At 71.6% G+C, this 22897-nt stretch carries 24 protein-coding genes; 17 read left to right on the top strand and 7 right to left on the bottom strand.

Features of this window, described 5'->3' with window-relative positions:
- Positions 1–15 precede the first annotated feature (15 nt).
- The 4 genes from sufC to CF165_RS36130 are packed head-to-tail and all read left to right on the top strand — an operon-like array spanning position 16 to position 2951.
- Positions 16–786, top strand: coding sequence for a Fe-S cluster assembly ATPase SufC (gene sufC, locus CF165_RS36145; RefSeq protein ID WP_093952073.1), 771 nt, complete (start codon positions 16–18; stop codon positions 784–786).
- Between the two features lie 37 nt (positions 787–823).
- On the top strand, positions 824–2113 hold the full coding sequence (locus CF165_RS36140) for a cysteine desulfurase (protein ID WP_093952072.1): 1290 nt from the start codon (positions 824–826) through the stop codon (positions 2111–2113).
- On the top strand, positions 2110–2559 hold the full coding sequence (sufU, locus tag CF165_RS36135) for a Fe-S cluster assembly sulfur transfer protein SufU (RefSeq protein ID WP_093952071.1): 450 nt from the start codon (positions 2110–2112) through the stop codon (positions 2557–2559). The genes CF165_RS36140 and sufU overlap by 4 nt, the downstream gene beginning before the upstream one ends.
- Positions 2556–2951, top strand: coding sequence for a metal-sulfur cluster assembly factor (locus CF165_RS36130; RefSeq protein ID WP_093952070.1), 396 nt, complete (start codon positions 2556–2558; stop codon positions 2949–2951). The genes sufU and CF165_RS36130 overlap by 4 nt, the downstream gene beginning before the upstream one ends.
- On the opposite strand, the gene CF165_RS36125 is transcribed toward CF165_RS36130, so the two are convergent.
- Positions 2941–3732 (bottom strand): DUF4184 family protein, encoded by a 792-nt coding sequence (locus tag CF165_RS36125; RefSeq protein ID WP_167441664.1) that lies wholly within the window; start codon positions 3730–3732, stop codon positions 2941–2943. The two genes, CF165_RS36130 and CF165_RS36125, sit on opposite strands and share 11 nt — an antisense overlap.
- A gap of 17 nt (positions 3733–3749) precedes the next feature.
- Here CF165_RS36125 and CF165_RS36120 point away from each other — a divergent pair, with 17 nt between their 5' ends.
- Complete coding sequence (locus CF165_RS36120; protein ID WP_093952069.1) at positions 3750–4079, top strand: YnfA family protein; 330 nt, start codon at positions 3750–3752, stop codon at positions 4077–4079.
- Here CF165_RS36120 and CF165_RS36115 read toward each other — a convergent pair.
- Positions 4057–6012, bottom strand: a complete 1956-nt coding sequence (locus CF165_RS36115; protein WP_093952068.1) for an ABC1 kinase family protein — start codon at positions 6010–6012, stop codon at positions 4057–4059. The genes CF165_RS36120 and CF165_RS36115 overlap by 23 nt on opposite strands.
- Before the next feature lie 209 nt (positions 6013–6221).
- Between CF165_RS36115 and CF165_RS36110 the strand changes: the two genes are divergently transcribed.
- The 4 genes from CF165_RS36110 to CF165_RS36095 all read left to right on the top strand — a co-directional run bounded on the left by CF165_RS36110 (position 6222) and on the right by CF165_RS36095 (position 9530).
- Positions 6222–6767, top strand: a complete 546-nt coding sequence (locus CF165_RS36110) for a snapalysin family zinc-dependent metalloprotease (RefSeq protein ID WP_093952067.1) — start codon at positions 6222–6224, stop codon at positions 6765–6767.
- A 165-nt stretch (positions 6768–6932) separates the two neighbouring features.
- Complete coding sequence (locus CF165_RS36105; protein ID WP_093952066.1) at positions 6933–8150, top strand: sensor histidine kinase; 1218 nt, start codon at positions 6933–6935, stop codon at positions 8148–8150.
- Positions 8147–8800, top strand: a complete 654-nt coding sequence (locus tag CF165_RS36100; protein ID WP_093952107.1) for a response regulator — start codon at positions 8147–8149, stop codon at positions 8798–8800. The genes CF165_RS36105 and CF165_RS36100 overlap by 4 nt, the downstream gene beginning before the upstream one ends.
- Positions 8801–8819: 19 nt before the next feature.
- Positions 8820–9530 carry a class I SAM-dependent methyltransferase gene (locus tag CF165_RS36095; protein ID WP_093952106.1) on the top strand — a complete coding sequence of 237 codons (711 nt, stop codon included), beginning with the start codon at positions 8820–8822 and terminating at the stop codon, positions 9528–9530.
- 3 nt (positions 9531–9533) lie between these two features.
- On the opposite strand, the gene CF165_RS36090 is transcribed toward CF165_RS36095, so the two are convergent.
- Genes CF165_RS36090 through cysD form a run of 3 tightly spaced genes read right to left on the bottom strand, consistent with a single transcriptional unit; the run spans position 9534 to position 12682 of the window.
- Entirely contained in the window at positions 9534–9905 is a 372-nt protein-coding gene (locus CF165_RS36090; protein WP_093952065.1) for a VOC family protein, read from the bottom strand.
- Between the two features lie 33 nt (positions 9906–9938).
- Positions 9939–11750 (bottom strand): adenylyl-sulfate kinase, encoded by a 1812-nt coding sequence (cysC, locus tag CF165_RS36085; RefSeq protein ID WP_093952064.1) that lies wholly within the window; start codon positions 11748–11750, stop codon positions 9939–9941.
- Complete coding sequence (gene cysD / locus CF165_RS36080; RefSeq protein WP_167441663.1) at positions 11750–12682, bottom strand: sulfate adenylyltransferase subunit CysD; 933 nt, start codon at positions 12680–12682, stop codon at positions 11750–11752. The genes cysC and cysD overlap by 1 nt, the downstream gene beginning before the upstream one ends.
- A gap of 39 nt (positions 12683–12721) precedes the next feature.
- On the opposite strand from cysD, the gene CF165_RS36075 reads away from it, so the two are divergent.
- The 4 genes from CF165_RS36075 to CF165_RS36060 are packed head-to-tail and all read left to right on the top strand — an operon-like array spanning position 12722 to position 16342.
- Complete coding sequence (locus CF165_RS36075) at positions 12722–13201, top strand: nuclear transport factor 2 family protein (RefSeq protein WP_167441662.1); 480 nt, start codon at positions 12722–12724, stop codon at positions 13199–13201.
- Entirely contained in the window at positions 13198–14388 is a 1191-nt protein-coding gene (locus CF165_RS36070) for a hypothetical protein (protein WP_093952061.1), read from the top strand. Before CF165_RS36075 ends, CF165_RS36070 begins: the two co-directional genes overlap by 4 nt.
- Positions 14389–14390: 2 nt before the next feature.
- Positions 14391–15173, top strand: coding sequence for an SDR family oxidoreductase (locus CF165_RS36065; protein WP_439098534.1), 783 nt, complete (start codon positions 14391–14393; stop codon positions 15171–15173).
- 8 nt (positions 15174–15181) lie between these two features.
- Positions 15182–16342, top strand: coding sequence for a sulfotransferase family protein (locus CF165_RS36060; RefSeq protein ID WP_093952059.1), 1161 nt, complete (start codon positions 15182–15184; stop codon positions 16340–16342).
- A 28-nt stretch (positions 16343–16370) separates the two neighbouring features.
- Here the strand turns inward: CF165_RS36060 and CF165_RS36055 are convergent, their stop codons facing one another.
- Complete coding sequence (locus CF165_RS36055; RefSeq protein WP_093952058.1) at positions 16371–17570, bottom strand: glycosyltransferase; 1200 nt, start codon at positions 17568–17570, stop codon at positions 16371–16373.
- Between the two features lie 41 nt (positions 17571–17611).
- Between CF165_RS36055 and CF165_RS36050 the strand changes: the two genes are divergently transcribed.
- On the top strand, positions 17612–18244 hold the full coding sequence (locus tag CF165_RS36050) for a TetR/AcrR family transcriptional regulator (protein ID WP_093952057.1): 633 nt from the start codon (positions 17612–17614) through the stop codon (positions 18242–18244).
- A 42-nt stretch (positions 18245–18286) separates the two neighbouring features.
- On the opposite strand, the gene CF165_RS36045 is transcribed toward CF165_RS36050, so the two are convergent.
- The gene (locus CF165_RS36045) at positions 18287–19957 is read right to left on the bottom strand and encodes a GGDEF domain-containing protein (protein ID WP_093952056.1); all 1671 of its coding nucleotides are present in this window, start codon (positions 19955–19957) and stop codon (positions 18287–18289) included.
- Positions 19958–20104: 147 nt separating this feature from the next.
- Here CF165_RS36045 and CF165_RS36040 point away from each other — a divergent pair, with 147 nt between their 5' ends.
- Genes CF165_RS36040 through CF165_RS36030 form a run of 3 tightly spaced genes read left to right on the top strand, consistent with a single transcriptional unit; the run spans position 20105 to position 22710 of the window.
- Entirely contained in the window at positions 20105–20452 is a 348-nt protein-coding gene (locus CF165_RS36040; protein WP_093952055.1) for an ArsR/SmtB family transcription factor, read from the top strand.
- Positions 20449–21084: an SRPBCC family protein gene (locus tag CF165_RS36035; RefSeq protein WP_093952054.1), complete on the top strand. Its 636-nt coding sequence runs from the start codon at positions 20449–20451 to the stop codon at positions 21082–21084. Before CF165_RS36040 ends, CF165_RS36035 begins: the two co-directional genes overlap by 4 nt.
- Positions 21085–21138: 54 nt before the next feature.
- Complete coding sequence (locus tag CF165_RS36030; protein ID WP_093952053.1) at positions 21139–22710, top strand: deoxyguanosinetriphosphate triphosphohydrolase family protein; 1572 nt, start codon at positions 21139–21141, stop codon at positions 22708–22710.
- The last annotated feature ends 187 nt before the right edge of the window (positions 22711–22897 follow it).

Genomic DNA, 22897 nt, shown 5'->3' with positions numbered 1-22897 from the left:
CTTAGGAAACGAAGAATGGCTACCCTGGAAATCAAGGACCTCCACGCCTCGGTCACGACCGACGAGGGCGCCAAGGAGATTCTCAAGGGCGTCAACCTGACGATCAAGTCGGGGGAGACGCACGCGATCATGGGCCCGAACGGCTCGGGCAAGTCCACGCTGTCCTACGCGATCGCCGGCCACCCCAAGTACGAGGTGACCTCCGGCGAGGTGCTGCTCGACGGCGAGAACGTCCTCGAGATGAGCGTCGACGAGCGCGCCCGGGCCGGTCTCTTCCTGGCCATGCAGTACCCGGTCGAGGTGCCGGGCGTGTCCATGTCCAACTTCCTCCGCACCGCGGCCACCGCGGTCCGTGGCGAGGCCCCCAAGCTGCGCCACTGGGTCAAGGAGGTCAAGGAGGAGATGGGCAAGCTCGAGATCTCGCAGGAGTTCGCCGAGCGCTCGGTCAACGAGGGCTTCTCCGGCGGCGAGAAGAAGCGCCACGAGATCCTCCAGCTCGCGCTGCTCAAGCCGAAGTTCGCCATCCTCGACGAGACCGACTCCGGTCTCGACGTCGACGCGCTGCGCGTCGTCTCTGAGGGCGTGAACGCGTACAAGGCTTCGAGCGACGTCGGCGTCATGCTGATCACGCACTACACCCGGATCCTGCGGTACATCACGCCGGACTTCGTGCACGTCTTCGCCGACGGCAAGATCGTCGAGTCGGGCGGCAAGGAGCTGGCGGACGAGCTGGAGGAGAACGGCTACGTCAAGTACGTCGGCAAGCCCGAGCCCGCCGCGCTCTGACACGTTCTATTACACCGAGACGAGAGGAGTCGGCCCGATGACCACCACCTCGGCCAGCTCTGTGCCACTGGACGTGGCGGCCCTGAGGGCCGACTTCCCCATCCTGTCGCGCACCGTCCGCGACGGGAAACCCTTGGTGTACCTGGACTCCGGGGCGACTTCGCAACGGCCGACCGCGGTGCTCGACGCCGAACGCGACTACGTCGTGACGTCGAACGCCGCCGTCCACCGCGGTGCGCACCAGCTGTCCGAAGAGGCCACTGACGCCTACGAGTCGGCCCGGGCGAAGATCGCCGAGTTCGTCGGCGCCGACGCCGAGGAGCTGGTGTTCACCAAGAACGCCACCGAGGGCATCAACCTGGTCGCCTACTCGTTCGGCAACGCGGCCACGGCCGGTCCGGAAGCCGCGCGCTTCGTCGTCGGCCCGGGTGACGAGATCGTCGTCACCGAGATGGAGCACCACGCGAACCTCGTGCCGTGGCAGCAGCTGTGCCAGCGCACCGGGGCGACGCTGAAGTGGTTCAAGGTCACCGAAGACGGCCGTCTCGACCTGTCCGATGTGGACGAACTGATCACGCCGCGCGCCAAGGTGGTCGCGTTCGCGCACCAGTCGAACGTGCTCGGCACGGTCAACCCGGTCGAGCTGCTGGTCGAGAAGGCGAAGGCGGTCGGCGCGTTCACCGTGCTCGACGCCTGCCAGTCCGTTCCGCACTTCGCGGTCGACTTCCACGAGCTGGGTGTCGACTTCGCCGCGTTCTCCGGGCACAAGATGCTCGGCCCGTCCGGCATCGGCGTCCTCTACGGCCGCACCGAACTGCTCCAAGCGATGCCGCCGTTCCTGACCGGCGGCTCGATGATCGAGATGGTCCGCATGGAGGGCTCGACCTTCGCGCCGCCACCGCAGCGGTTCGAGGCCGGCGTGCCGATGACGTCGCAGGCCATCGGCCTCGGCGCGGCCGTCGACTACCTCTCGGCCATCGGCATGGACCGCATCGCGGCGCACGAGCACGAGCTCGCCGCGGCGGCCATCGAGGGCATCGGCGCGATCCCGGGTGTCCGGATCATCGGCCCGACCGACCTGAAGGACCGCGGCGCGACCGTGTCGTTCGTGATCGACGGCGTGCACCCGCACGACGCCGGCCAGGTGCTCGACAGCCTCGGCATCGCCGTCCGCGTCGGCCACCACTGCGCGTGGCCGCTGCACCGGGCCTGCCACGCGCAGGCGACCGTGCGCGCGTCGTTCTACCTGTACAACGATCTGTCCGAAGTGGACGCCCTGGTGGCGGGCGTCCGCGAGGCGCAGAAGTTCTTCGGGGTGGCGCAGTGAACCTGGAGAGCATGTACCAGGAGATCATCCTGGACCACTACAAGAACCCGCACGGGCGCGGCCTGCGCGAGGAGTTCGACGCCGAGTCGTTCCAGGTCAACCCGACCTGCGGCGACGAGGTGACGCTGCGGGTCAAGCTCGACGACGGGAAGGTCGCCGACGTCTCCTACGACGGCCAGGGCTGCTCGATCAGCCAGGCCTCGACGTCGGTCCTGACGGACCTGGTCGTCGGGCACACGGTCGAGGAGGCGTTCACCACCATGGACGCCTTCGTGGAACTGATGCAGGGCAAGGGAAAGGTCGAGCCGGACGAGGACGTGCTGGAGGACGGGATCGCCTTCGCGGGCGTCGCCAAGTACCCCGCCCGCGTCAAGTGCGCCCTCCTCGGCTGGATGGCTTTCAAGGACGCCGTCGCCCGGACCACCAGTGGAGATGGGAAAGCATGACCGAAGAGACCGCCACTCGTGAGGGACGCACCGCCGCCGACCTCGACGCGGAAACCACCGCGAAGCAAGACATCGACCTCGCCAAGCTCGAGGACGTCGAAGAGGCCATGCGCGACGTCGTCGACCCGGAGCTCGGCATCAACGTCGTCGACCTCGGCCTGGTCTACGACATCCGCGTCGAGCCGGACAACACGGCGACCATCGACATGACGCTCACGTCCGCGGCCTGCCCGCTGACCGACGTCATCGAGGACCAGACGTCGGCCGCGCTGACGTCCGGCGGCCTGGTCAAGGACTTCCGGATCAACTGGGTCTGGATGCCGCCGTGGGGCCCGGAGAAGATCACCGAGGACGGCCGCGAACAGCTGCGCGCCCTCGGCTTCACCGTCTGATTTCGTCCGCAGGAAGGCCGCTCTCCGGAGCGGCCTTCTTTGCGTATAACGACCTGTACCGCACGTGCCAAGCCAGCGCGTACAGGCCGAGCGCGACGGCGAAGCCGCTGCAGGCGCCGGTGGCCAGGAGGTAGGTCGCGTTTCCGACCACGCCCGCGGGCGTCATCGGAGTGTGGTCGGTCAGGAACGGCAGCACCTCGATCAGGATGCCCGCGAGGGCGCCGGTGAGGAGCGCCGCGATCACCGTCTTCCGGTGGCGGACACCCGGCGGCGCCGGCGCGACGGGCGCGGTGCGGTACCAGCGCCACAGCCACCAGCCGAGCACGGCGGCCCCGGCGAGGGTGCTGACCAGCTGGATCAGCCGTCCGACGTCGACGCCCGTGACGATCGGGACCCGCAGGAACGCCGGCCCGCCGCTTTCGTGGGTGAAGGCGTCCCAGCCGACGTGCGTGGCCGCGCCGATGACCAGCGACAGCGCGATCCACCACGGCCGCTTCCGGGAGAAGTGCCGGGGAAGCCGTTCGGCCAGCGGTTTCGGTGCCAGGGCCAGGAGCGGCCGCTTCAGCAGGAGCTGGAAGACGGCGAGCAAGGCCAGCGCGAGGAGCGGGTCGAGCCAGAGGACCGCCGTGAACTCGTGGGTCTCCGAGAGGTTCAGCCCTTCCGGCGCGGGAGTGAACCAGAACAGATCCGGCGCGATGGAACCGGCGACGAGCGCCGACGGCACCAGCGGGCGTTTCGCCAGCGGGAGCACGGCGGCCGGATGACTCAGCGTGAACGGCACCGGCCTAGTATCGCGGAGTGGTCTTGCGCTCGATCGTGCTGTTCCTGGCTGCGGCCGTCCTCGAGATCGGCGGGGCCTGGCTGGTCTGGCAAGGGGTGCGCGAAAACCGGGGCCTGCTCTGGATCGGCGGGGGCGTGATCGCGCTCGGCCTGTACGGCTTCGTCGCGACGCTCCAGCCGGACGCCCACTTCGGCCGCATCCTCGCCGCGTACGGCGGGGTGTTCGTCGCGGGGTCGCTGGCGTGGGGCGTGATCGCGGACGGCTACCGTCCCGACCGCTACGACGTCATCGGCGCGTTCCTCTGCCTGGCCGGCGTCTCGGTGATCATGTACGCACCCCGTTCCTGACTGAGCGCCGCCCGGAACGGCGGAAGACGACGAACAGCAGCCGCAGTCCCACCAGCGCGCTGATCACCAGCAGGTTGTAGCCGAAGACGTGGTGGAGGGTGAGTTCCGCCGCGAGGCGGGGCCCACCCGAGCCGGTCAGCAGGAACACGGCCATCAGCCCGGTCGCCGCGCCGACGAACGCCAGCAGGACCTCGTGGACCAGGCCGGTGACGACGTCGCGGTCGCGCTCGTCGGAGAACAGCCGGACGTTGACCGACAGTCTGCCCTCCTCGAGGGCGGCCCCGATCCGGTCGACGCGGCGGGGGATGCGGCGCAGCACCGGCAACAACGCCGTCAGCTCGTTGACCGCGGTGCGGTGCAGCGAGCCCGGGCGCAGCCGGGCGCCGACCTGCTCGACGGCGAACGCACGGGACTCGGCGACGACGTCGAAGCCGGGAGCGAGGGCGGCGAGCGTGCCCTCGACCGTGGCCAGGGCGCGGAACACCGCCGCGACCGGCGGCGGCACGCTCAGCCGGAAGTCCGCGACCACCCGGAACAGGCCGGTGAACAGCGCGAGGCCGGGCGTGCGGCCGGGACCGAAGTGCCGGGCGACCAGCGCGCCGAGCGCGCGTTCGAGGCGCTGCTCGTCCACGTCCTCCGTGCGGTCGACGATTTCGAGCAGCCCGTCGCGCAGGCTCGCCGGGTCGCCGCGGTCCAGGGCGAGCACGAGGTTCTGCAGGCCGCCGCGCAGCCCCGCGTCGAGCCGACCGACCGAACCGAAGTCGAGCAGCCCCAGACGGCCGCCGTCCAGGAGCATGAGGTTGCCCGGGTGCGGGTCGGCGTGGAAGACGCCGCCGATCATCACCTGGTCGAGCAGGCACCGCAGGAGCGAGCGGGCGAGCCGGTACCGCTCGGGCGCCTCGAGCGTGTCCTTCGCCGTGGCCAGGGGTGTTCCGGCCAGCCGGGACATGACCAGCACGCGATCGGTGGAAAGTCCTTTGTGGACCATCGGGAGCACGACGTCCGGGCCGGAACCGGCGGCCACGGCGGCGATGTTGCGGGCTTCGGTGGTGAAGTCGAGCTCCTCGGTCAGTGCCTCGGCGAACCCGTCGGCCAGTTCGGCGACGCCGAGCGACCGCGCCCAGTCCGCGCGTTCCTCCAGTGCGGCGGCGACGCGCCGGACGATGGCGATGTCGCGCTCGGCCTGCTCCCGCACCCCGGGCCGCTGGACCTTGACCACGACGTCCTCGCCGCCGCGCAGCTTGGCCCGGTAGACCTGCGCGACCGAGGCGGTGGCGAGCGGTTCGGGGTCGAACTCCGCGAAGACGTCGTCGGGCGAGCCCCCGAGCTCGGCGGCCAGCAGGGCCCGGACGGCTTCGGCGGGCGCGGGGGCGACCCGGTCCTGCAGCCGGCCGAGTTCGTCGACGAACGCCGGGGGCAGCAGGTCGGCGCGGGTCGAAAGCAGCTGACCGAGCTTCACGAACGTCACGCCGCCCTCTTCCAGCGCCCGCCGCAGGGACCGCGCGAGCTTGGCGTGCCGTCCGGGCGCGAGGCCGGGTTCGCGGCGCCCGGCCAGGTAGCGGCCGAGGCCGTGCTTGATCGCGATCCGGCTGATCTGCGAATACCGGCGGGCGCGGGAGAGCCTGCCCCGCAGCCGGCCGAGCCCGAAGCCGCGGGGCAGGGCCATCTCGGCGAGGAAGAGGAAGATCAGCGTCGCGAGGAAAGCGCTGCCCGCCAACGGGACCAGCAGGCCGAGCGCGGCGGGGCCGTTGTGCGCCAAGGAAATCGGGAAGGACCGGCCGATCGCGGTCGCGACGAGCCAGCCGAACCCGGCGGCGCACAGGGCGCGGAAGGTGCCGATCCGGACGCCGAGCACCCGCCGGGACGCCACGACGAGCGGCCACAGCACGAGCACGTACAGGGGGAGGGTCAGCAGGCCCAGCAAGATGTCCATCGGTTCCCTTTCGCCGCCGGAGAGCAGACCACGGCGGCCGGGGCGGGCGGCTCACGCGGCGGCGGGAGCGGGCTCCCCCCTGCGAGGGAAGGGACTCCGCCACCGGACCCCCGAAACTACTTTCGGCCGTGGCCGCACCGGAGGTTGCCTTCTAACCTGATCGCTCGAACCACCGTGAAGTGCTCGCTGAACCGGACGAAGGAGACACGATGAACGGACGCGTGATCGGCCGGGTCGTGGCGTTGGCCACGGCCGTCGCCGCCCCGCTGGGCCTGGGTCTCGCCACCGCCCCGGCCGCTTCGGCGGCGGCTGTCACGACGCTCTACTACAGCTCCTCGGGCGCGCCGGACTACCTGGCCCAGATCGACCAGGGCGCGGCCAACTGGAACGCCGCGGTCACCGACGTGAAGCTGGTCAAGCGGAGCACGGGAGCCACCATCGTGTTCCACGAGGTGCACAGCGGCGGGTCCTACACGAACACCAATGGGCACGGGCGCGGCCAGATCTACCTGGACACCAGCCAGGTCGCCGAGGGCTACGACCCGACCCGGATCGCCGCGCACGAGCTGGGCCACAACCTCGGCCTGCCCGACCACTACAGCGGGCCGTGCACCGAGCTGATGTCCGGCCACGGCCCCGGCACGGCGTGCAAGAACGCGAAACCGTCCGCGGCGGAAGCGGCGAAGGTGCAGTCCTTGTGGGTGAACGGTTTCGCCGCGGCCCGGACGGCGGAGATCCGCACCGCCGCTTTCTAGCCCCGGTCCAAAGCGCCCCAATGTGGCGTTCGGTGCGTCCAGCGCACCCAATGTGGCGTTCGGTGCGTTGAACGCAACCAACGCCACATTGGGGCGCTCGGGTCGGCCGGGGCGCTCCACCGCGAGAGGGAGGCGCCCGGCGCGCCGGGCTGCGAAGATCGGCCGGTGCGCGTACTGCGGCCCCTGACGAGCAAGGCCACCTACCGCCGCTGGGTCTACCTCGTCCTCGGCGGCGCGATCAGCGTGCCCTACCTGCTGTTCGCCGTGGTCGCCGTGCCGTCGGTGCTGCCGTTCGTCACCACGGTGGAGCGGGCCGTCGTCGTCGGCGGCCTCCTCACCCTGGCCGTGCTGGCCGGGACCGCGTTCCTGCCCGCCGTGCACGTGCTGGAGTCCACCGCGATCCGCGAGCTGCTGGACGACCCGGTGCCGGACGCGCCCGCGAAGCCGCACACCCGCCGGGGACGGCTGCGCGCCGCGACGATGTTCGTGCTGCACGTCGTCGCCGGGCTCGGTGTCAGCTTCTTCAGCCTCGCCGCCCCGATCGCGATCGGCGTGTCGGTCAGCGCCGTGTTCACCGGGTCCCTCATGCGGGCCAGCGAGGGGCACGACATCACCGTGCCGAAGGGCTGGGCGTCGGTGTGGCTCCCGGTGGTCTTCGCGTTCGCCGTGGTGCTGCTGGTCTACGCCGTCTGGGCGGTCGGCGGCCTGCTGCGCCGGGTGGCGGCCGGCCTGCTCGGGATGACCGCCGCCGACCGGATCGCCCGGCTGGAACGGCGGACCGAGCAGCTCGCCGAACGCAACCGGCTGGCCAGGGAGCTGCACGACTCGGTCGGGCACGCGCTGAGCGTCGTCACCGTCCAGGCGGGCGCCGCGCGGCGGACGTTGCGCACCGACCCCGCTTTCACCGAACGGGCGCTGGGCGCCATCGAGGAGGCCGCCCGCACGGCGCTCGACGACCTGGACCACGTGCTCGGGCTGCTGCGGGAGGAAGCGGCGGGCCGGGCACCGCAGCCGGCGCTGGCCGAGCTGGAGACCTTGCTGAAAACGACCGGCACCGACGTCACCTCCGAGATCCGCGGCGACCTGGCCGCCGTGCCGCCGGTCGTGTCCCGCGAGGTGTACCGGATCCTGCAGGAATGCCTGACGAACGTGGTCCGCCACGCCGGTAGGGTCCCGGTGACGGTGGTCGTCGCCGTCTCGGCGCACGAACTGCTCGCGCGGGTGGTCAACCCGATGGGGAACGGCGAGGGCCGGGCCGGCGGCGGCCGCGGCCTGCGCGGGATGACCGAGCGGGTGGCGGTGCTCGGCGGCGAGCTCACGGCCGGCCGGGTGGACGAGCGGTGGGAGGTCGTGGTGCGGGTGCCGTGGGGGAGCGGGCGATGAGCGTGCGGGTGCTGCTGGCCGACGACGAGCCGCTGATCCGCGCCGGGCTGCGGGCGATCGTCGACAGCGAAGAGGGCCTTTCGGTGGTCGGGGAGGCCGCCGACGGCGCCGAGGTGCCCGGGCTGGTGGCCCGGCTGCGCCCGGACGTCGTGCTGATGGACGTGCGGATGCCCGCGGTGGACGGGATCCGGGCCACCGCGCATCTCATGTCCACTGTGGACATACCGCCGAAGGTCATCGTGGTGACCACTTTCGAGAACGACGACTACGTCTACGACGCGCTCGTCGCGGGAGCCAGCGGGTTCCTGCTCAAGCGGGCCCGGCCGGAGGAGATCGTGGCGGCGATCCGGACCGTGGTGGCGGGGGAGTCGCTGCTGTTCCCGGCGGCGATCCGCCGGCTGGCCGCACGGCACGCGCCGTCGCCCACCGGCGACGGGCTGGCCGGTGCCGGGCTCACCGAGCGCGAGCGCGAAGTGCTGCGGCTGATGGCCGGTGGACTGTCCAATGTGGAGATCGCGGGCGAGCTGTACCTGGGCATCCAGACGGTGAAGACGCACGTGGGCAACGTGCTGGCGAAACTCGGGGCGCGCGACCGGACCCAGGCGGTGGTTCGCGCGTACGATTCCGGCTTCGTGACGCCCTCCGGCTAGTTCGGGCACTATGGGCCGCATGACTTCTGTTGCCGCATACGACGACTTCGCCGAGGCGTACCAGGCCGAGAACGAAACCAGCCTGATGAACGCCCACTACGAACGGCCCGCGACCCTGGCGCTCGCCGGTGACGTGGCCGGACGGCGGATCCTGGACGCCGGCTGTGGCGCGGGCCCGCTGTTCGCGGCGCTGCGCGAGCGGGGCGCCGTCGTGAGCGGGATCGACCAGAGCACGGCCATGCTGGCGCTGGCCCGGCAGCGGCTCGGCGCCGACGCGGACCTGCGGGTCGCCGACCTCGCCGACCCGCTGCCCTTCGCCGACGCGGAGTTCGACGACGTCACGGCGTCCCTGGTGCTGCACTACCTGCGGGACTGGGCGCCGACGCTCGCCGAGCTGCGGCGCGTGCTGAAGACCGGTGGCCGGCTCATCGCCTCGGTCAACCACCCGATGATGGTCAACCTCACCCACCGCCAGGACGGGCCCCGGCCCGACTACTTCGAGCAGTACACCTGGACCGACGAATTCGAGCTGCACGGCCACGCCGCGCGGATGACCTTCTGGAACAAGCCGTTGCACGCGATGACCGACGCCTTCACCGCCGCGGGCTTCCGGATCGCCGTGATCAGCGAACCGCACCCCACCCCGGCCGCCCGGGACCTGTTCCCCGGCGACTTCGAAATCCTCGACACCTTCCCGAGCTTCCTGTTCTTCGTCCTGGAAGCCGAGTAGGCGTCAGTCCAGGCAGAACTCATTGCCCTCGACGTCCTGCATGTTGAGGCACGATTCGTTGTCCTCGTCGGCGAGCAGGAGCTGCCCGCGGACCGCACCGAGCGGGACCAGGCGTGCGCACTCGGCCTCGAGAGCGGCGAGGCGCTCCTCGCCGACGAGCCCGGTGGCCACGCGCACGTCGAGGTGCACCCGGTTCTTGGCGACCTTGCCTTCCGGAACGCGCTGGAAGTACAGACGCGGGCCCACACCGGTGGGGTCGCTGCAGACGACCCCCGTGCTGTGCAGCTCGTACCCCAGCACCTCGCACCAGAACCGGGCGACGCGCTCGGGTTCCGCGCAGTCGAAGGTGACCTGGACCTGCCTGACCGACGTCATGCAGTCCACCCTAGAGGTGCGGGCAAGAGAATTTCAGCCGAGGTCGTCGAGCAGCGCCTGGATCGCCGCCGCCATCGCGGCCGGGTCGCCGTCGCCCGGGCGCAGCACCAGGTCGGGCGACGACGGGCGCTCGTAAGGCGCGTCGATGCCGGTGAAGCCCGTGATCTCCCCGGCGCGTGCCTTCGCGTACATGCCCTTCGGGTCGCGGGCCTCGCAGACCTCCAGGGGTGTGTCGACAAAGACCTCGACGAACGGCAGCCCCTCGTGGACCGTCCTGGCCCGGGCCCGGTCGGCCTCGTACGGGCTGATCAGCGACGCGATCGCCACCACGCCCGCGTCCGCGAAGAGGCGAGCGACCTCCGCCACCCGCCGGACGTTCTCCGCGCGGTCTTCGGGGCTGAAGCCGAGGCCCTTGTTGAGCCCGTGGCGCAGGTTGTCGCCGTCGAGGAGGTAGGCCGGACGCCCGGCCGCGACCAGCCGGCGTTCCAGCTCGACCGCCACCGACGACTTGCCCGACGCGGAAAGCCCGGTGAGCCACACCGTCGCGCCGCGGGTCGGGCGGTCTTCACGACGCACCGCCGCAGTGTGCCAGACGACCGGGGACGCGACCGCGCCGGTGATCATGCCGGCCGCGACCGTGTCGCCCGTGTGCTCGTCGACCAGCAGGAAGCCGCCGGTGGCGCGGTTGCGGCGGTACGGGTCGAACAGCAGCGGCGCCCGCGTGCGCAGGCGGATCCGGCCGATGTCGTTGAGCCGCAACGACTCCGCTGTCTCGTCGCGGTGCAGGGTCGTCACGTCGAGGCGGTATTCGAGGCGGTCCACCGTGCCCCGCGTCTCGGTGGTCGTGTGCCGCACCGAGTAGGTCGCGCCCGGCGTCAGGGCGGCGCGTTCGGAGAACCAGCACACCAGCGCGTCGACCTCGCGGGCCGACTCGGCGCGGTTGCCCGGGCGGCAGAGCATGGCTCCGCGGCCGAGGTCGAGGTCGTCGGCCAGCTCCACCGCGACCGCCTGGCCGGTGAACGCCTCTTCCAGGGGCTGTCCGCCCGGCCCCCACACCGCGCGCACCTTCGACGTGAAGCCGGACGGCAGCGCCACGACCTCGTCACCCGGCTTGAACACCCCGCCGGCGATGGTCCCCGCGTAGCCGCGGAAGTCGGACCGGCGGATCACGTACTGCACCGGGAACCGGGCGTCGATCAGGTTGCGATCGGAGGCGACGTGCACCTCTTCCAGCTGGTGGAGCAGCGAAGTGCCTTCGTACCACGGCATGCTGGCGCTGCGGTGGACGACGTTGTCGCCGTGCAGCGCCGAAACCGGCACGAACGTCAGGTCGGCGACGTCGAGCTTCATCGCGAACCGGCGGAAGTCCTCGCGGATCTCGTCGAACCGCTCCCGTGACCAGCCGACGAGGTCCATCTTGTTCACGCACACCACGAGGTGCCCGATCCCGAGCAGCGACGCGAGGAACGCGTGCCGCCGCGACTGCTCCAGCACGCCCTTGCGCGCGTCGACGAGGACCAGCGCGAGGTCGGCGGTGGACGCGCCGGTCACCATGTTCCGGGTGTACTGCAGGTGCCCCGGCGTGTCCGCGATGATGAACTTGCGCCGGGGCGTGGCGAAGTAGCGGTGGGCGACGTCGATGGTGATGCCCTGCTCGCGCTCGGCCCGCAGCCCGTCGGTGAGCAGCGCGAGGTCCGGGTAGTCCTCGCCGCGATCACGGCTGGCCCGCTCGACGGCGGCGAGCTGGTCGGTGAAGATCGCCTTCGAGTCGAACAGCAGCCGGCCGATCAACGTGGACTTGCCGTCGTCCACGCTCCCGGCGGTGGCGATCCGCAGCAGCTGCATCAGAAGTAGCCCTCTCGCTTGCGGTCTTCCATGCCGGCTTCGGAAATCCGGTCGTCGGCCCGCGTCGCCCCGCGTTCGGTGACGCGGGTGGCGGCCACCTCGGTGACCACTTCGGACGGTGTCGAGGCCGAGGACTCGACGCAGCCGGTGCACGTGGCGTCGCCGACTGTCCGGAAGCGCACGGTCGCCTCGTAGGGCGTCTCGCCGTCCACAAGGGACAGGAAGCGGGTCGCCGCCAGCAGCATGCCGTCGCGCTGGACCACGGAACGCCGGTGCGCGTAGTACAGCGGCGGCAGCGCGATCCGCTCGTCGCGGATGTACTGCCAGATGTCCAGCTCGGTCCAGTTCGACAGCGGGAAGACGCGGATGTGCTCGCCGCGCCGGTGCCGCCCGTTGTAGAGGTTCCACAGCTCGGGCCGCTGGGCGCGCGGGTTCCACTGGCCGTGCTCGTCGCGGAAGCTGAACACGCGCTCCTTCGCGCGGGCCTTCTCCTCGTCGCGGCGGGCACCGCCGAACACGGCGTCGAAGCCGCCTTCGCGGATCGCCCGCAGCAGCGTCACCGTCTGCAGCCGGTTGCGGCTGGCCCCCGGCCCGGTCTCCTCGACGACGCGGCCGGCGTCGATGTCGTCCTGCACGCTCGCGACCTCGAGGCGCAGGTTCAGCGCGGCGACGGTCTCGTCGCGGAAGCGCAGCACCTCGTCGAAGTTGTGGCCGGTGTCGACGTGCAGCACGGGGAACGGCAGCGGTGCCGGCCAGAACGCCTTCGCGGCGGCGTGCAGCATCACCACCGAGTCCTTGCCGCCGGAGAAGAGCAGGACCGGGCGCTCGAAGGTCGCCGCGACTTCGCGGAAGACGTGCACGGCCTCCGCTTCGAGCGCGGCCAGGTGCGAGAGCTCGTACGAGGTCACGGACACCGGAAAAAAGTAGAACATGTTCTTGTCATCGGTCAAGCGGTGGGGGACCCTGTGTGCATGGACCTGGTCGTACTCGAAGAGATCAAGCGGCTGAAGTACCGGTACCTGCGCGGGGTGGACCTGAAACTGTGGGACGAGGTGGCCGACACGTTCACCGCCGACGCCACGGCGAACTACGGGACGCACGCCGTGGGCGGGGACGGGAAGCAGTTCGAAGGCCGCGACGCCATCGTCGGATTCCTCACCCAGAGCCTCGGTAACGGCATCATCACCGTGCACCACGCGGCTCAGCCCGAAATCGACGTCGACGGCGACGCCGCGACCGGGCGGTGGTCGTTCACCGACCGGGTGATCGTGCCCGAGCACAAGGTGATCATCGAAGGCGCCGCGTTCTACGAAGACACCTACCGCCGCGAGAGCGACGGCGTCTGGCGGATGTCGCACATCGGGTACGTCCGGACCTACGAATCGATGATGTCCTTCGACAGCGTGCCGGGCTTCAAGCTGATCGCCAACCGCTGGGCCGTCCCGGCATGATCGAGAACGAGTTCTCGTTGACCCGGCCGTTCGCCGACGCCATCGTCGAGGCCGAGAAGCTGCTCGCCGGGGCGCCGCACGTCAAGACCGAGCAGGATCTCCTGGAGGCCTACGACTACCTCGCCGGGAGCATCCGGGCGTCGCTGCAGATGGCCTGGGCCTACCAGCGCGACTTCCCCTACTTCACCGCGTCGACCGGGCCGTACACGAAGATGGCCCTGGACAACCCGGACACGCTGTACTTCAACGCGAACATCCGCGACGACCGCGAATACCTCGTCACCGGCGTCCGCGGCACCACCGCCGACCTGAGCTTCCAGATCCTCAACGGCGACTACTCGCCCGTCGTGGTGCCCGACAGCCTCGCCGCGTTCGACGACCGCGCCATCGAAATCGGTGAGGACGGCCGCTTCGAGCTGCGGTTCGGCCCGGCTCGCGAAAATCCCGGCCCGAACTACTTCGTCCTCGGCGAGGGCTCGTCGATGCTCGTGGTCCGCGAAGTCTACAGCGACTGGGCGACCGAGCGGCGCGGCGAGATCCGCATCCAGTGCGTGGACACGGCCGGGCAGGCGCCGCCGGTGCCGGACCGCGCGGCGCTGACCAAGCGCTACGGCGTCACCGGCAAGATCCTGCTGAGCAGGCTCAAGACGTTCCTGGCCTTCCCGAAGTGGTTCTACGACGACCTGCCGGTGAACACGATGACCGAGCCGCGGTCGACGCCGGGCGGGCTGACCACGCAGTTCTCCTCGGCCGGGCACTACGAGCTCGGCGACGAAGAGGCGATGGTCGTCACCGTGCCGCGCTGCGCGGACGCGCCGTACCAGGGCATCCAGCTCGGCAGCCTCTGGTACATCTCGCTCGACTACATCAACCATCAGACGAGCCTCACCGCCGACCAGGCCCGCGTCGACCCCGACGGGAAGATCCGGTTCGTGATCAGCGAGCGCGACCCCGGCGTCGCGAACTGGCTGGAACGCACCGGCCACGACCGCGGGTACGTGCAGATCCGCTGGCAGCGGCTCGCCCGCGACCTCGGCCCGGACGACGGCCCCGTCGTCGAGGTGGTCAAGGTCGACGAGCTGCCCGACCGGCTGCCTTACTACTCCGACGCGAAGGTGACGCCGGAGCAATGGGCGGCGAGGATCGCGGCCCGGCAGGACGCCGTCGCCGCCCGGATGCTGGGGTGAGCGTGTCGGATCTGTTGCGGGACAAGGTCGTCGTGGTCTCGGGCATCGGCCCGGGGCTCGGCCGGTCGATCGCCGTGCGCAGCGCGCTGGCCGGGGCGGACGTCGTGCTCGCCGCGCGCACCGAGTCGCGGCTCACCGAGGTCGCGAAGGAGGTCACCGACCTCGGCCGCCGGGCGGTCGCGATCCGCACCGACATCGACGACGCGGACTCGTCCGAGCACCTGGTCACCGCGGCGCTCGAGGCCTTCGGGCGGGTCGACACCGTGGTGCACAACGCCTTCGCCGTGCCACCGCTGACCGATCTGGCCACTGTGGACTTCGACGCCGTCCGTGCCGGTTTCGAGACCGCGGCGATCTCCGTGCTCCGGCTGACGCGGCTGTTCCTGCCCGCGCTCAAGGAGAGCAAGGGCTCGCTGGTGATGATCAACTCCGCGGTGCTGCGGCACTCGCGGCGCACGTTCGGCGCGTACAAGATGGCGAAGTCGGCGCTGCTGTCGCTCTCCCAGAGCCTCGCGAGCGAGCTGGGGCCGGACGGCGTGCGCGTCAACACCGTGGCACCGGGGTACATCTGGGGGCCGAACCTCCAGTGGTACTTCGCTTACCTGGCCAAAGAACGCGGCATCACGCCGGAAGAGGTCTACGCGGAGACAGCGTCCACAATAGACCTGCGCAAGCTGCCGGAACCCGACGAGATCGCCGACGCCGTGGTGTTCCTCGCCTCGCCGATGGCGCGCGCGATCACCGGGCAGTGCCTCGACGTCAACGGCGGCGAGTACCACCACTAGGAGGATCCATGCTCCCCGGCCGGGAAGACGTCGGCACCGTCGAGGACCTGCACGCCTCGGCGTCCAGGCTGACCGGGCTCGACGACTTCGGCGACGACGAGTACGTCGAAGGCCTGCGCGTGCTGCTGGAGTCGTACGAGGCCGACGAGGACCTCACGCCGTTCGGCAACAAGGTGCACCGGGCGTTCCTGCGCGGCGCGCTCGTGGCACGGTTGCTCAGCGAAGCGTCGTGGAAGCAGAACCCGGCGTACGCGGACGTCCGTGTCGAGCGGCCGATCTTCGTCACCGGCCTGCCTCGCACCGGCACGACCGCGCTGCACCGGCTGCTCGCCGAGGACCCCGCGCACCAGGGGCTCGAGGTGTGGCTCGCCGAGGTCCCGCAGCCGAGGCCGCCGCGCGAGACGTGGGCGGACAACCCGATCTTCCAGGGCATCCAGGCCGGCTACGAACGCCACCACGTCGAGCACCCGGAGTTCATGGGCGTCCACCACATGTCCGCGGACCAGGTCGAGGAGTGCTGGCAGCTGCTGCGCCAGTCGATGCGATCGGTGTCCTTCGAGTGCCTCGCGCACCTGCCGCGCTACTCGCGCTGGCTGGCGAAGCAGGACTGGACCGACGCCTACGCCCGGCACAAGCGCAACCTCCAGCTGATCGGGCTGCCGGACGCGGGCAAGCGCTGGGTGCTCAAGAACCCGAGCCACCTCTTCGCCCTCGACGCGCTGATGGCGAACTACCCGGACGCGCTGGTGATCCAGACGCACCGGGCCCCGCGCACGATCATGGCGTCGATGTGCAGCCTGGCCGAGAAGGCCGCGGACGGCTGGTCGACGAAGTTCCGCGGCGAGGTGATCGGCCGCTCGCAGCTCGAGCTGTGGGCCCGCGGGGCCGACGAGTTCGGCTGGGCCCGCGCGCGGCACAACCCGGCGCAGTTCTTCGACGTGCGGTACGAGGACTTCGTGGCTGACCCGATCGGCACCGTGTCCACTGTGTACGACCACTTCGGACTGACGTTCACCGGCGAGGCGCGCGCGGCGATGACGGCGGTCCACGAGGCGAGCCGGACCGGCGAGCGGAAACCGGTGCACCGCTACAGCCTCGCCGACTTCGGACTGACGCCCGAGGAGGTCGACGAGCGCTTCGCGGCCTACCTGGCAGCACACCGCTCGTGAGTGAGAAACAGTGTTCTAACCCTGTTTCTCACTCACGACCTCCCGTGATCAGCTTGACCACCTCGTCCATCGACGGCCCAGCGGCGATCTCGGCGGCCAGGTCCCGCGCGCGGTCGGGGTAGCGCGGGTCGTCCAGGACGGCACGGACCGCGCGTCGCAGCATCCGCGGCGAGGCCGTGGCGCGGGCGCGGCCGATCCCGGCGCCGGACCACGTGACCCGGGCGGCCACCTCGCGCTTGTCCTCACTGGCTCCGACGACGACAAGCGGCACCCCGTACCGGAGAGCGTGGTTGACCCCGCCGTACCCGCCGTTGGTGACCATCGCGGCGCAGCGGGGGAGCAGCTCGTCGTAGGGCAGGAAGTCCGCCACCCGGACGTTCGCCGGCAGCGGGCCGGGCCGCAGCGGAGTGCCGCACGTCGTCACGACGACCAGCACGTCTTCGCCGGCCAGCCCGGCGATCGCGGGTTCGACGAGCCGGCCGAGGTCGTCGTTCGCCACCGTCCCCTGGGTCACGTGCACCACCGGCCGCGAGCCGTCCAGGTCCGCCCACCACGGCGGCAGCGGGTGCTCGCTCGCCGCGCTGACCGTCGTCGGCCCGATGAAGTGCAGCGGAGCTTCGGGGCGCGGGTACTCGAAGCCCGGGCAGGTCATCTGCAGCACGCCGTCGCTGCGCAACGGCCAGTCCGTGAACAGCATGCCGGGATCCTCGCCCAGCAGGTCTTTCGCCAGTTTCTGCGCGGGCCCGAGCACCAACGGCGCGAGCGCTTTGAGGGTCATCCCGCGCAGGTGGCCGGGCGGGCCGGTCGGGACGGGCGGCATGAACGGCAGGAACCCGAGGGTGAGCACGCGCGGCCGTCGCTTCCGCCGGACCAGCGCCAGCCCGGCCATCATCAGCGGATCGCACAGCACGACATCGGCTTCCCGCTCGTCGATGACGCTCAGCTGGTGGGGCATCGCGCGGACGAAGTTGGTCAGCTCGAAGCGCGCGAGCCGCAGCCCGCGCTTCCCGGCTCGTCCGGGGATCGAGCCGTCCAGGTCGGTCTCGTCGAAGTCGGCCGCTGGAGGCAGGAGTTCGACGGTGGCGCCCAGCTTCTCGAACGTCTCCCGGTAGCGCGCCCCGGTGACGACGGCGACCTCGTGCCCGGCGGCGATCAGCGCCTCGACGATGGGCTTGGTCGGCCCGACGTGACCGCGCGCCGGGTGCACGCAGACGAGTACCGAGGCCATGGTTCCCCCTTGATTGACCGATACGCTGTACTATCCAATTGATGACGATACCGGATTCTTCGAGTGAGCGGCGGCGCTACGACTCGCCGGTGCGGGAAGCCCGCGCCCGGCGCACCCGGGCACACGTGATCGCGACGGCGGGGCGGCTGTTCGCCGAGCGCGGCTACGCGGGCACGAGCATGCGGCAGATCGCCGCCGCGGCCGGGGTGAGCCTGGAGACGGTGACGCAGACGGGCCGCAAGCCGGAACTGCTGCTCGCCGCGTTCCGGGACGGCTTCGCGGGCGACCCGGACGCGGCGAACCTGGACGCGCTGGCGGGCCCGCCCGGGCCGGCGGACCTGCCGGCGGTGGTGTCGCGGGTGGCCGCGGGGGTGCGCGGGTCGTTGCCGATCTGGCGCGCGTTCACGACGGCGGCGGCGGCCGACCCGGCGGTGGCGGCGGTCCGCGCGGAGCTGGCCCTGGTCCGCCGCGCGGAGATCGTCGAGCGGCTCCGGACGGCGGGGCTGGCTCCTTCAGGTGCCCGCGTCGGCGCTTTGGCGGACGCGATCGGCTTGATCACCTCGCACGAGGCCTACGACCACCTGACGCAGGTGTGCGGCTGGGAGCACGAGCAGTACGTGGCGTGGGCGGCCGCGGCGATCGGCGCCCAGCTCACCCTCGACTGGGGGTCGTGAGTGTTCAGGCGCGTTAGAACCCGCCTGAACACTCACGACAAGCTAGCCCGCCGCGGCCTGCAGTCCCCGCGAGCCGATGCCGCGCAACACTTCCACGCGGTCCGAGCCCGGGCGGCCGAGCACCCAGCTCGACCCGGGCACCGTCTTCGCGCGCTTCTTCAACGGCGCCAGCAGCCGCGAAACCTCCTGGTACGACCCGATCGCACCGCTCGCGCAGACGAGCGTCGCCAGCGACACCGTCACCGGCAGGCCGTCGGCCGACCAGCGGCGGTCCAGCAGGGCGCCCGCCACCGTCGCGATCTCGTCGACGTCGCAGACCACCAGGAAGTCGTCGCCGCCGACGTGGCCGACCCGCATCCGGCGCAGTCCGCCGGCCAGGCCGGTGAGGGCCGCGCCCAGCTCGCGGATCAGGTTGTCGCCCGCGGCGAAGCCGGCGGTGTCGTTGACCGCCTTGAACGCGTCGATGTCCAGCCACGCCGCCACGAACGGCTCGCCGATGGTGATCCGGCGGGCGACGTCGCGGGCCACGGTGTCGCTGCCCGGCAGCCGCGTGAGCGGGTTCAGCGCCGCCGCGGCCTCGACCTTCGCCTCGGCGACACCGCGCACCACCTCGGTCACCAGCACCACGCCGAGGCAGCGGCCGACCTCGTCGACCACGACGACGTCGTCGCCGGTGCGGCCCCAGTCGGCGTCGGTGACCAGCTCGAGGAACTCCATCGCGCCGGCGCGGGCCTCGATCGTGTGCGGGGTGTCGGCGAGCCGCGCGGCCGGGCGCCTGGCGTGCAGCGCGTGCCCGTACGGGCCGGTGACGGCGACCAGGAACCGGGTCCGGTCGACCGACCAGCGCGGCCGGTTCAGCTCGTCCACCCCGACGACGCCCGAAGGCGCGTCGGCCGCCGCGAGCACTTCGCGGACTTCGTCGCAGGTCGCGGTTTCCGGCAGCGTCGTGGCCGGGCGGAGGAAGTCGCCGACGCACTTCGCCGGGCCTGGCGCGACGGCGGCGCGAGGCCGCGCGAGCAGGGCCGGCGCGGGACCGGCGGCGGTGGGCGCGGCGAGGAGGTTCCCCTGCGCGATCCGGACGCCGAGGCCGTGGACGGCGTCGAGCTGGGTGTCGGTCTCCACGCCGGTCGCGACGAGCCGGGTGCCGGTGCGGTTCGTGTAGTGCAGCAGCGCTTCGACGACGGCGGCCGCGGCCTGGTCGTCCGGCAGCCCGCGCAACACCGTGCGGTCGAGCTTCACCAGGTCGACCGGCGCCTCGACGAGCAGGCCCAGCGGCAGGTCGCCGCGGCCGAGGCCGTCGAGCGCCAGCCGGAAGCCGAGCTCGGTGAGCGCCCGCATCCCGGCGACCGCGCGCTCACCGGGCAGCGCCGCGAAGGGCGGGCCGATCTCGAGGACGACGTCGCGGGTGCGGCGGCCGGCGTCGCCGAGCTCCGCCAGGAGGTCGTCGAACATCGACGGCGGTGCGGCGAGGGTGCGCGCGGAGAGGTTGAGGTGCAGGGGGAGTGCCGTCGGGTCTTCGGCGTCCTGCCGGACGGCGGCGGCCGCGAGCCCGAGGTCGACCGCGGCGAGCCGGCCCTCGCGGCGTGCGTGCGCGAGCAGTTCGGGGACCGTGCCCTGCTCGGGCCTGGCCAGCGCTTCGTGGGCCACGACGCCTCCCGTGTGGAGGCTGTACAGCGGCTGGAAGGCGAAGCGGACCGCGCGTGGCGACTTCACGAGCCCGATCGTCGCGGGTCCGGCGGCTCAGCGGAACGGATGTCGACTGATGTTCACCGCCGTTCCCCGCATCGGCCCAACACCCCCGTGACGGTCGCCACTAGTTCACCCTTGACTTATATAAGTGGCTGCTTGTAATTTGACCGGGTGCACGCGTTCGACGTCCTCGGCGACCCGGTCCGCCGCCGGATCCTCGAGCTGCTGGCCGACGGCGAACGGGCCGCCGGCGCGGTGACCGAGGTGATCCGGGCCGAGTTCGGCATCTCGCAGCCCGCGGTGTCCCAGCACCTGAAGGTGTTGCGGGAGAGCGGCTTCGCCGTCGTCCGCCAGGACGGGACGCGGCGGCTGTACGCGGTCGGGCACGCGCCGCTGCGGGACGTCGACGTCTGGCTCGACCGGTTCCGCCGGTACTGGACCCCGCCGCTGGACGCGCTGGCCACCGAGATCGCGCGCGGCAAGCGTGCGCGCCGCCTCACCGAAGGAGAAAACCCGTGATCGACGTCAGCCACCAGATCAGCGCCGTCCGCCGGACCCTCGGCGACCGGGTGATCGAGGGGAAGGAGGCCCGCGTCCTGACGATCAGCCAGGTCTACGACACCGACGTCGACGACCTGTGGGACGCCTGCACGAACCCCGAGCGCATCCCGCGCTGGTTCCTGCCGGTGTCCGGCGAGCTTCGCGTCGGGGGGAAGTACCAGCTGGAGGGCAACGCGGGCGGCACGGTCGAGCGTTGCGACCCGCCGAAGAGCTTCGCCGCGACGTGGGAGATGCAAGGCGGCGTCAGCTGGATCGAGGTCCGCCTGACGCCCGAGGGCGACGGCACGCGGTTCGAGCTGGAGCACGTCGCCCACGTCGACGACCACTGGGACGAGTTCGGCCCGGGCGCGGTCGGCATCGGCTGGGACGGCGCGCTGGTCGGCCTGGTCCTGCACCTGGCCGCGCCGGGCACGACGGTCGACCCGGAGGCGGCGATGGCCTGGATGATGTCACCGGAGGGCATCCGGTTCATGACGGCATCGAACGAGGCCTGGTACGAAGCCGACGTCGCCGCGGGCGCGGACCCGGCCAAGGCCCGGGCGGCGGCCGACCGCACCTTGCAGGCGTACACGACCCCACCCGAGTCCTGACCCGGTGGTGGGCTCGGCCGCCGTTCGGGGGAACCGGCGGATAAGGTCGGGCGCATGGATCAGGGCAGCGAGCACACCGACCCGCGGGTGGCCCGGCGCGACCCCGTGGCGAACGTCGGCGGGTTCACCGACCTGGCGACCAGCCCGTTCCGGATCGACCGTGACCGGATCGCCGCGTCCCCCTTCTTCGCGCGCCTGGGCGGGGTGACGCAGGTGGTCAGCGCCGGCGGTGCCGGGCTGCTGCACAACCGGCTCACGCACAGCCTGAAGGTCGCGCAGGTCGCCCGCGCCATCGCCGAACGCGTTGCCGGCGGGGACGACGCCGACATCGCCGCCAAGCTGGGCGGCTGCGACCCGGACGTCGCCGAGGCCGCCGCGCTCGCCCACGATCTCGGGCACCCGCCGTTCGGGCACCTCGGGGAGCAGACGCTCGACCGCATCGCCCGGCACCGCTTCGGCCTCGCCGACGGCTTCGAGGGCAACGCGCAGACGTTCCGCATCCTCACCACGACCGACGTGCGCGGGCCGTCGGCGATCGGGCTCGACCTCACCGCCGCCGTGCGGGCCGCGGTCCTCAAGTACCCCTGGCTGCGGCTGCACCACCCGTCGCCGCACCCGTCGGAGATGGCCGTGCCGCCGCGCGGCGCCGCCGAACCGGGTGAGGTGCCCGGCACCGGCGCGGCCAAGTTCTCCGCCTACGCCACCGAACTCGACGACTTCGAGCAGGCTCGCGCGGCCTTCGCCGGCCGCGTCGAAGGCTGGCAGCAGACCGTCGAAGCGTCCGTGATGGACACTGCCGACGACATCGCCTACGCCATCCACGACCTGCAGGACTTTCACCGCATCGGCGTCCTGCAGCACGCGCCGGTCGCGGCCGAGCTGGGGGAGTGGCTGGAGCACGCGCGCGAATTGGCCGCGCTGGACGACGAAACGCTGTACGCGGGCCTGCGCCGCCCGGGCCGTTCGCTGGAACGCCTCCGCCGTCGCCTGCACGCCAAGGACGCGTGGATCGTCGACGACGACGCGTTCGCCGCCGCCGTCGCGCGGGTGCACGCGGAGCTGGTCGACGGCCTGCTCGCCGGGGAGTTCGACGGCTCGATCGAGGCGGAGCAGGCGACGGCCGCGTTCTCCGCGAACTGGACCGCCCGGCTGGTCGACGGCGTGTACGTGGTCGCTTCGCCTTCCACCCGCAGCGGTCACGTCTCGCTGCGCCCCGCCCAGTGGCACGAGGTGCAGGTGCTCAAGTTCGTGCACCGGCGGTTCGTGCTGCTGCGCCCGGACCTCGCGCTGCACCAGCGCGGCCAGGCCGGGCTCGTGACGAGCCTGGTCGACGCGCTCGACGCGTGGCTGCTCGACCGCGACGAGGTGTCCCGCCTGCCGCGCCGCCTGCACGACCTCGTCGAGCTGGCCCGCGCCGAGTACACCGAGCTGGCGCGGTCGGCGCCGGAGCTGCTGGTCGGGGCGACGGGTGAGCCGGTGACCGGGGCGGACGCGGTGCGTGGCCTCGCCCGCGGGCGGGCGGTGGTGGACTTCGTGGCTTCGCTGACCGACAAACAGGCCGTGACGCTGCTGGACGCGTTGTCCGGACGGGCCGCGCAGCCGTGGTCCGACTCCTTTGTGCTCTGACCGACCCGGTAACGGGTTTCGCTTCGGGGGACGTCCTTTGCACGCCCGATCCCGGTTGTCTCGTCACTGTCCGGTGATCGGAACGCCGCTGAGCTGAACGGCCTACAACCTCTGGCCCCTTCGGGAAATTATCCGTCCTTTGTCACTCGAACGGCTGATGTTTACGGAGAACTAACGGTACTTAGCT

Origin of the sequence: Amycolatopsis vastitatis (assembly GCF_002234595.1) — a bacterium.
Classification (GTDB): domain Bacteria; phylum Actinomycetota; class Actinomycetes; order Mycobacteriales; family Pseudonocardiaceae; genus Amycolatopsis; species Amycolatopsis vastitatis.
Note: the sequence above shows the minus strand (reverse complement) of the source record. Positions and strands in the feature narration are given on the sequence as shown.

Bases quoted from the DNA above. Each gene is read 5' to 3' on its own strand.
- CF165_RS36110 (WP_093952067.1), top strand. From the start codon at position 6,222: ATGAACGGACGCGTGATCGGCCGGGTCGTGGCGTTGGCCACGGCCGTC.
- CF165_RS36115 (WP_093952068.1), bottom strand. From the start codon at position 6,012: ATGGACATCTTGCTGGGCCTGCTGACCCTCCCCCTGTACGTGCTCGTG.
- CF165_RS36100 (WP_093952107.1), top strand. From the start codon at position 8,147: ATGAGCGTGCGGGTGCTGCTGGCCGACGACGAGCCGCTGATCCGCGCC.
- CF165_RS36130 (WP_093952070.1), top strand. From the start codon at position 2,556: ATGACCGAAGAGACCGCCACTCGTGAGGGACGCACCGCCGCCGACCTC.
- CF165_RS36030 (WP_093952053.1), top strand. From the start codon at position 21,139: ATGGATCAGGGCAGCGAGCACACCGACCCGCGGGTGGCCCGGCGCGAC.
- cysD (WP_167441663.1), bottom strand. From the start codon at position 12,682: ATGTTCTACTTTTTTCCGGTGTCCGTGACCTCGTACGAGCTCTCGCAC.
- CF165_RS36090 (WP_093952065.1), bottom strand. From the start codon at position 9,905: ATGACGTCGGTCAGGCAGGTCCAGGTCACCTTCGACTGCGCGGAACCC.
- CF165_RS36095 (WP_093952106.1), top strand. From the start codon at position 8,820: ATGACTTCTGTTGCCGCATACGACGACTTCGCCGAGGCGTACCAGGCC.
- CF165_RS36060 (WP_093952059.1), top strand. From the start codon at position 15,182: ATGCTCCCCGGCCGGGAAGACGTCGGCACCGTCGAGGACCTGCACGCC.
- CF165_RS36050 (WP_093952057.1), top strand. From the start codon at position 17,612: ATGACGATACCGGATTCTTCGAGTGAGCGGCGGCGCTACGACTCGCCG.
- CF165_RS36075 (WP_167441662.1), top strand. From the start codon at position 12,722: ATGGACCTGGTCGTACTCGAAGAGATCAAGCGGCTGAAGTACCGGTAC.
- CF165_RS36070 (WP_093952061.1), top strand. From the start codon at position 13,198: ATGATCGAGAACGAGTTCTCGTTGACCCGGCCGTTCGCCGACGCCATC.
- CF165_RS36140 (WP_093952072.1), top strand. From the start codon at position 824: ATGACCACCACCTCGGCCAGCTCTGTGCCACTGGACGTGGCGGCCCTG.
- cysC (WP_093952064.1), bottom strand. From the start codon at position 11,750: ATGCAGCTGCTGCGGATCGCCACCGCCGGGAGCGTGGACGACGGCAAG.
- sufC (WP_093952073.1), top strand. From the start codon at position 16: ATGGCTACCCTGGAAATCAAGGACCTCCACGCCTCGGTCACGACCGAC.
- CF165_RS36055 (WP_093952058.1), bottom strand. From the start codon at position 17,570: ATGGCCTCGGTACTCGTCTGCGTGCACCCGGCGCGCGGTCACGTCGGG.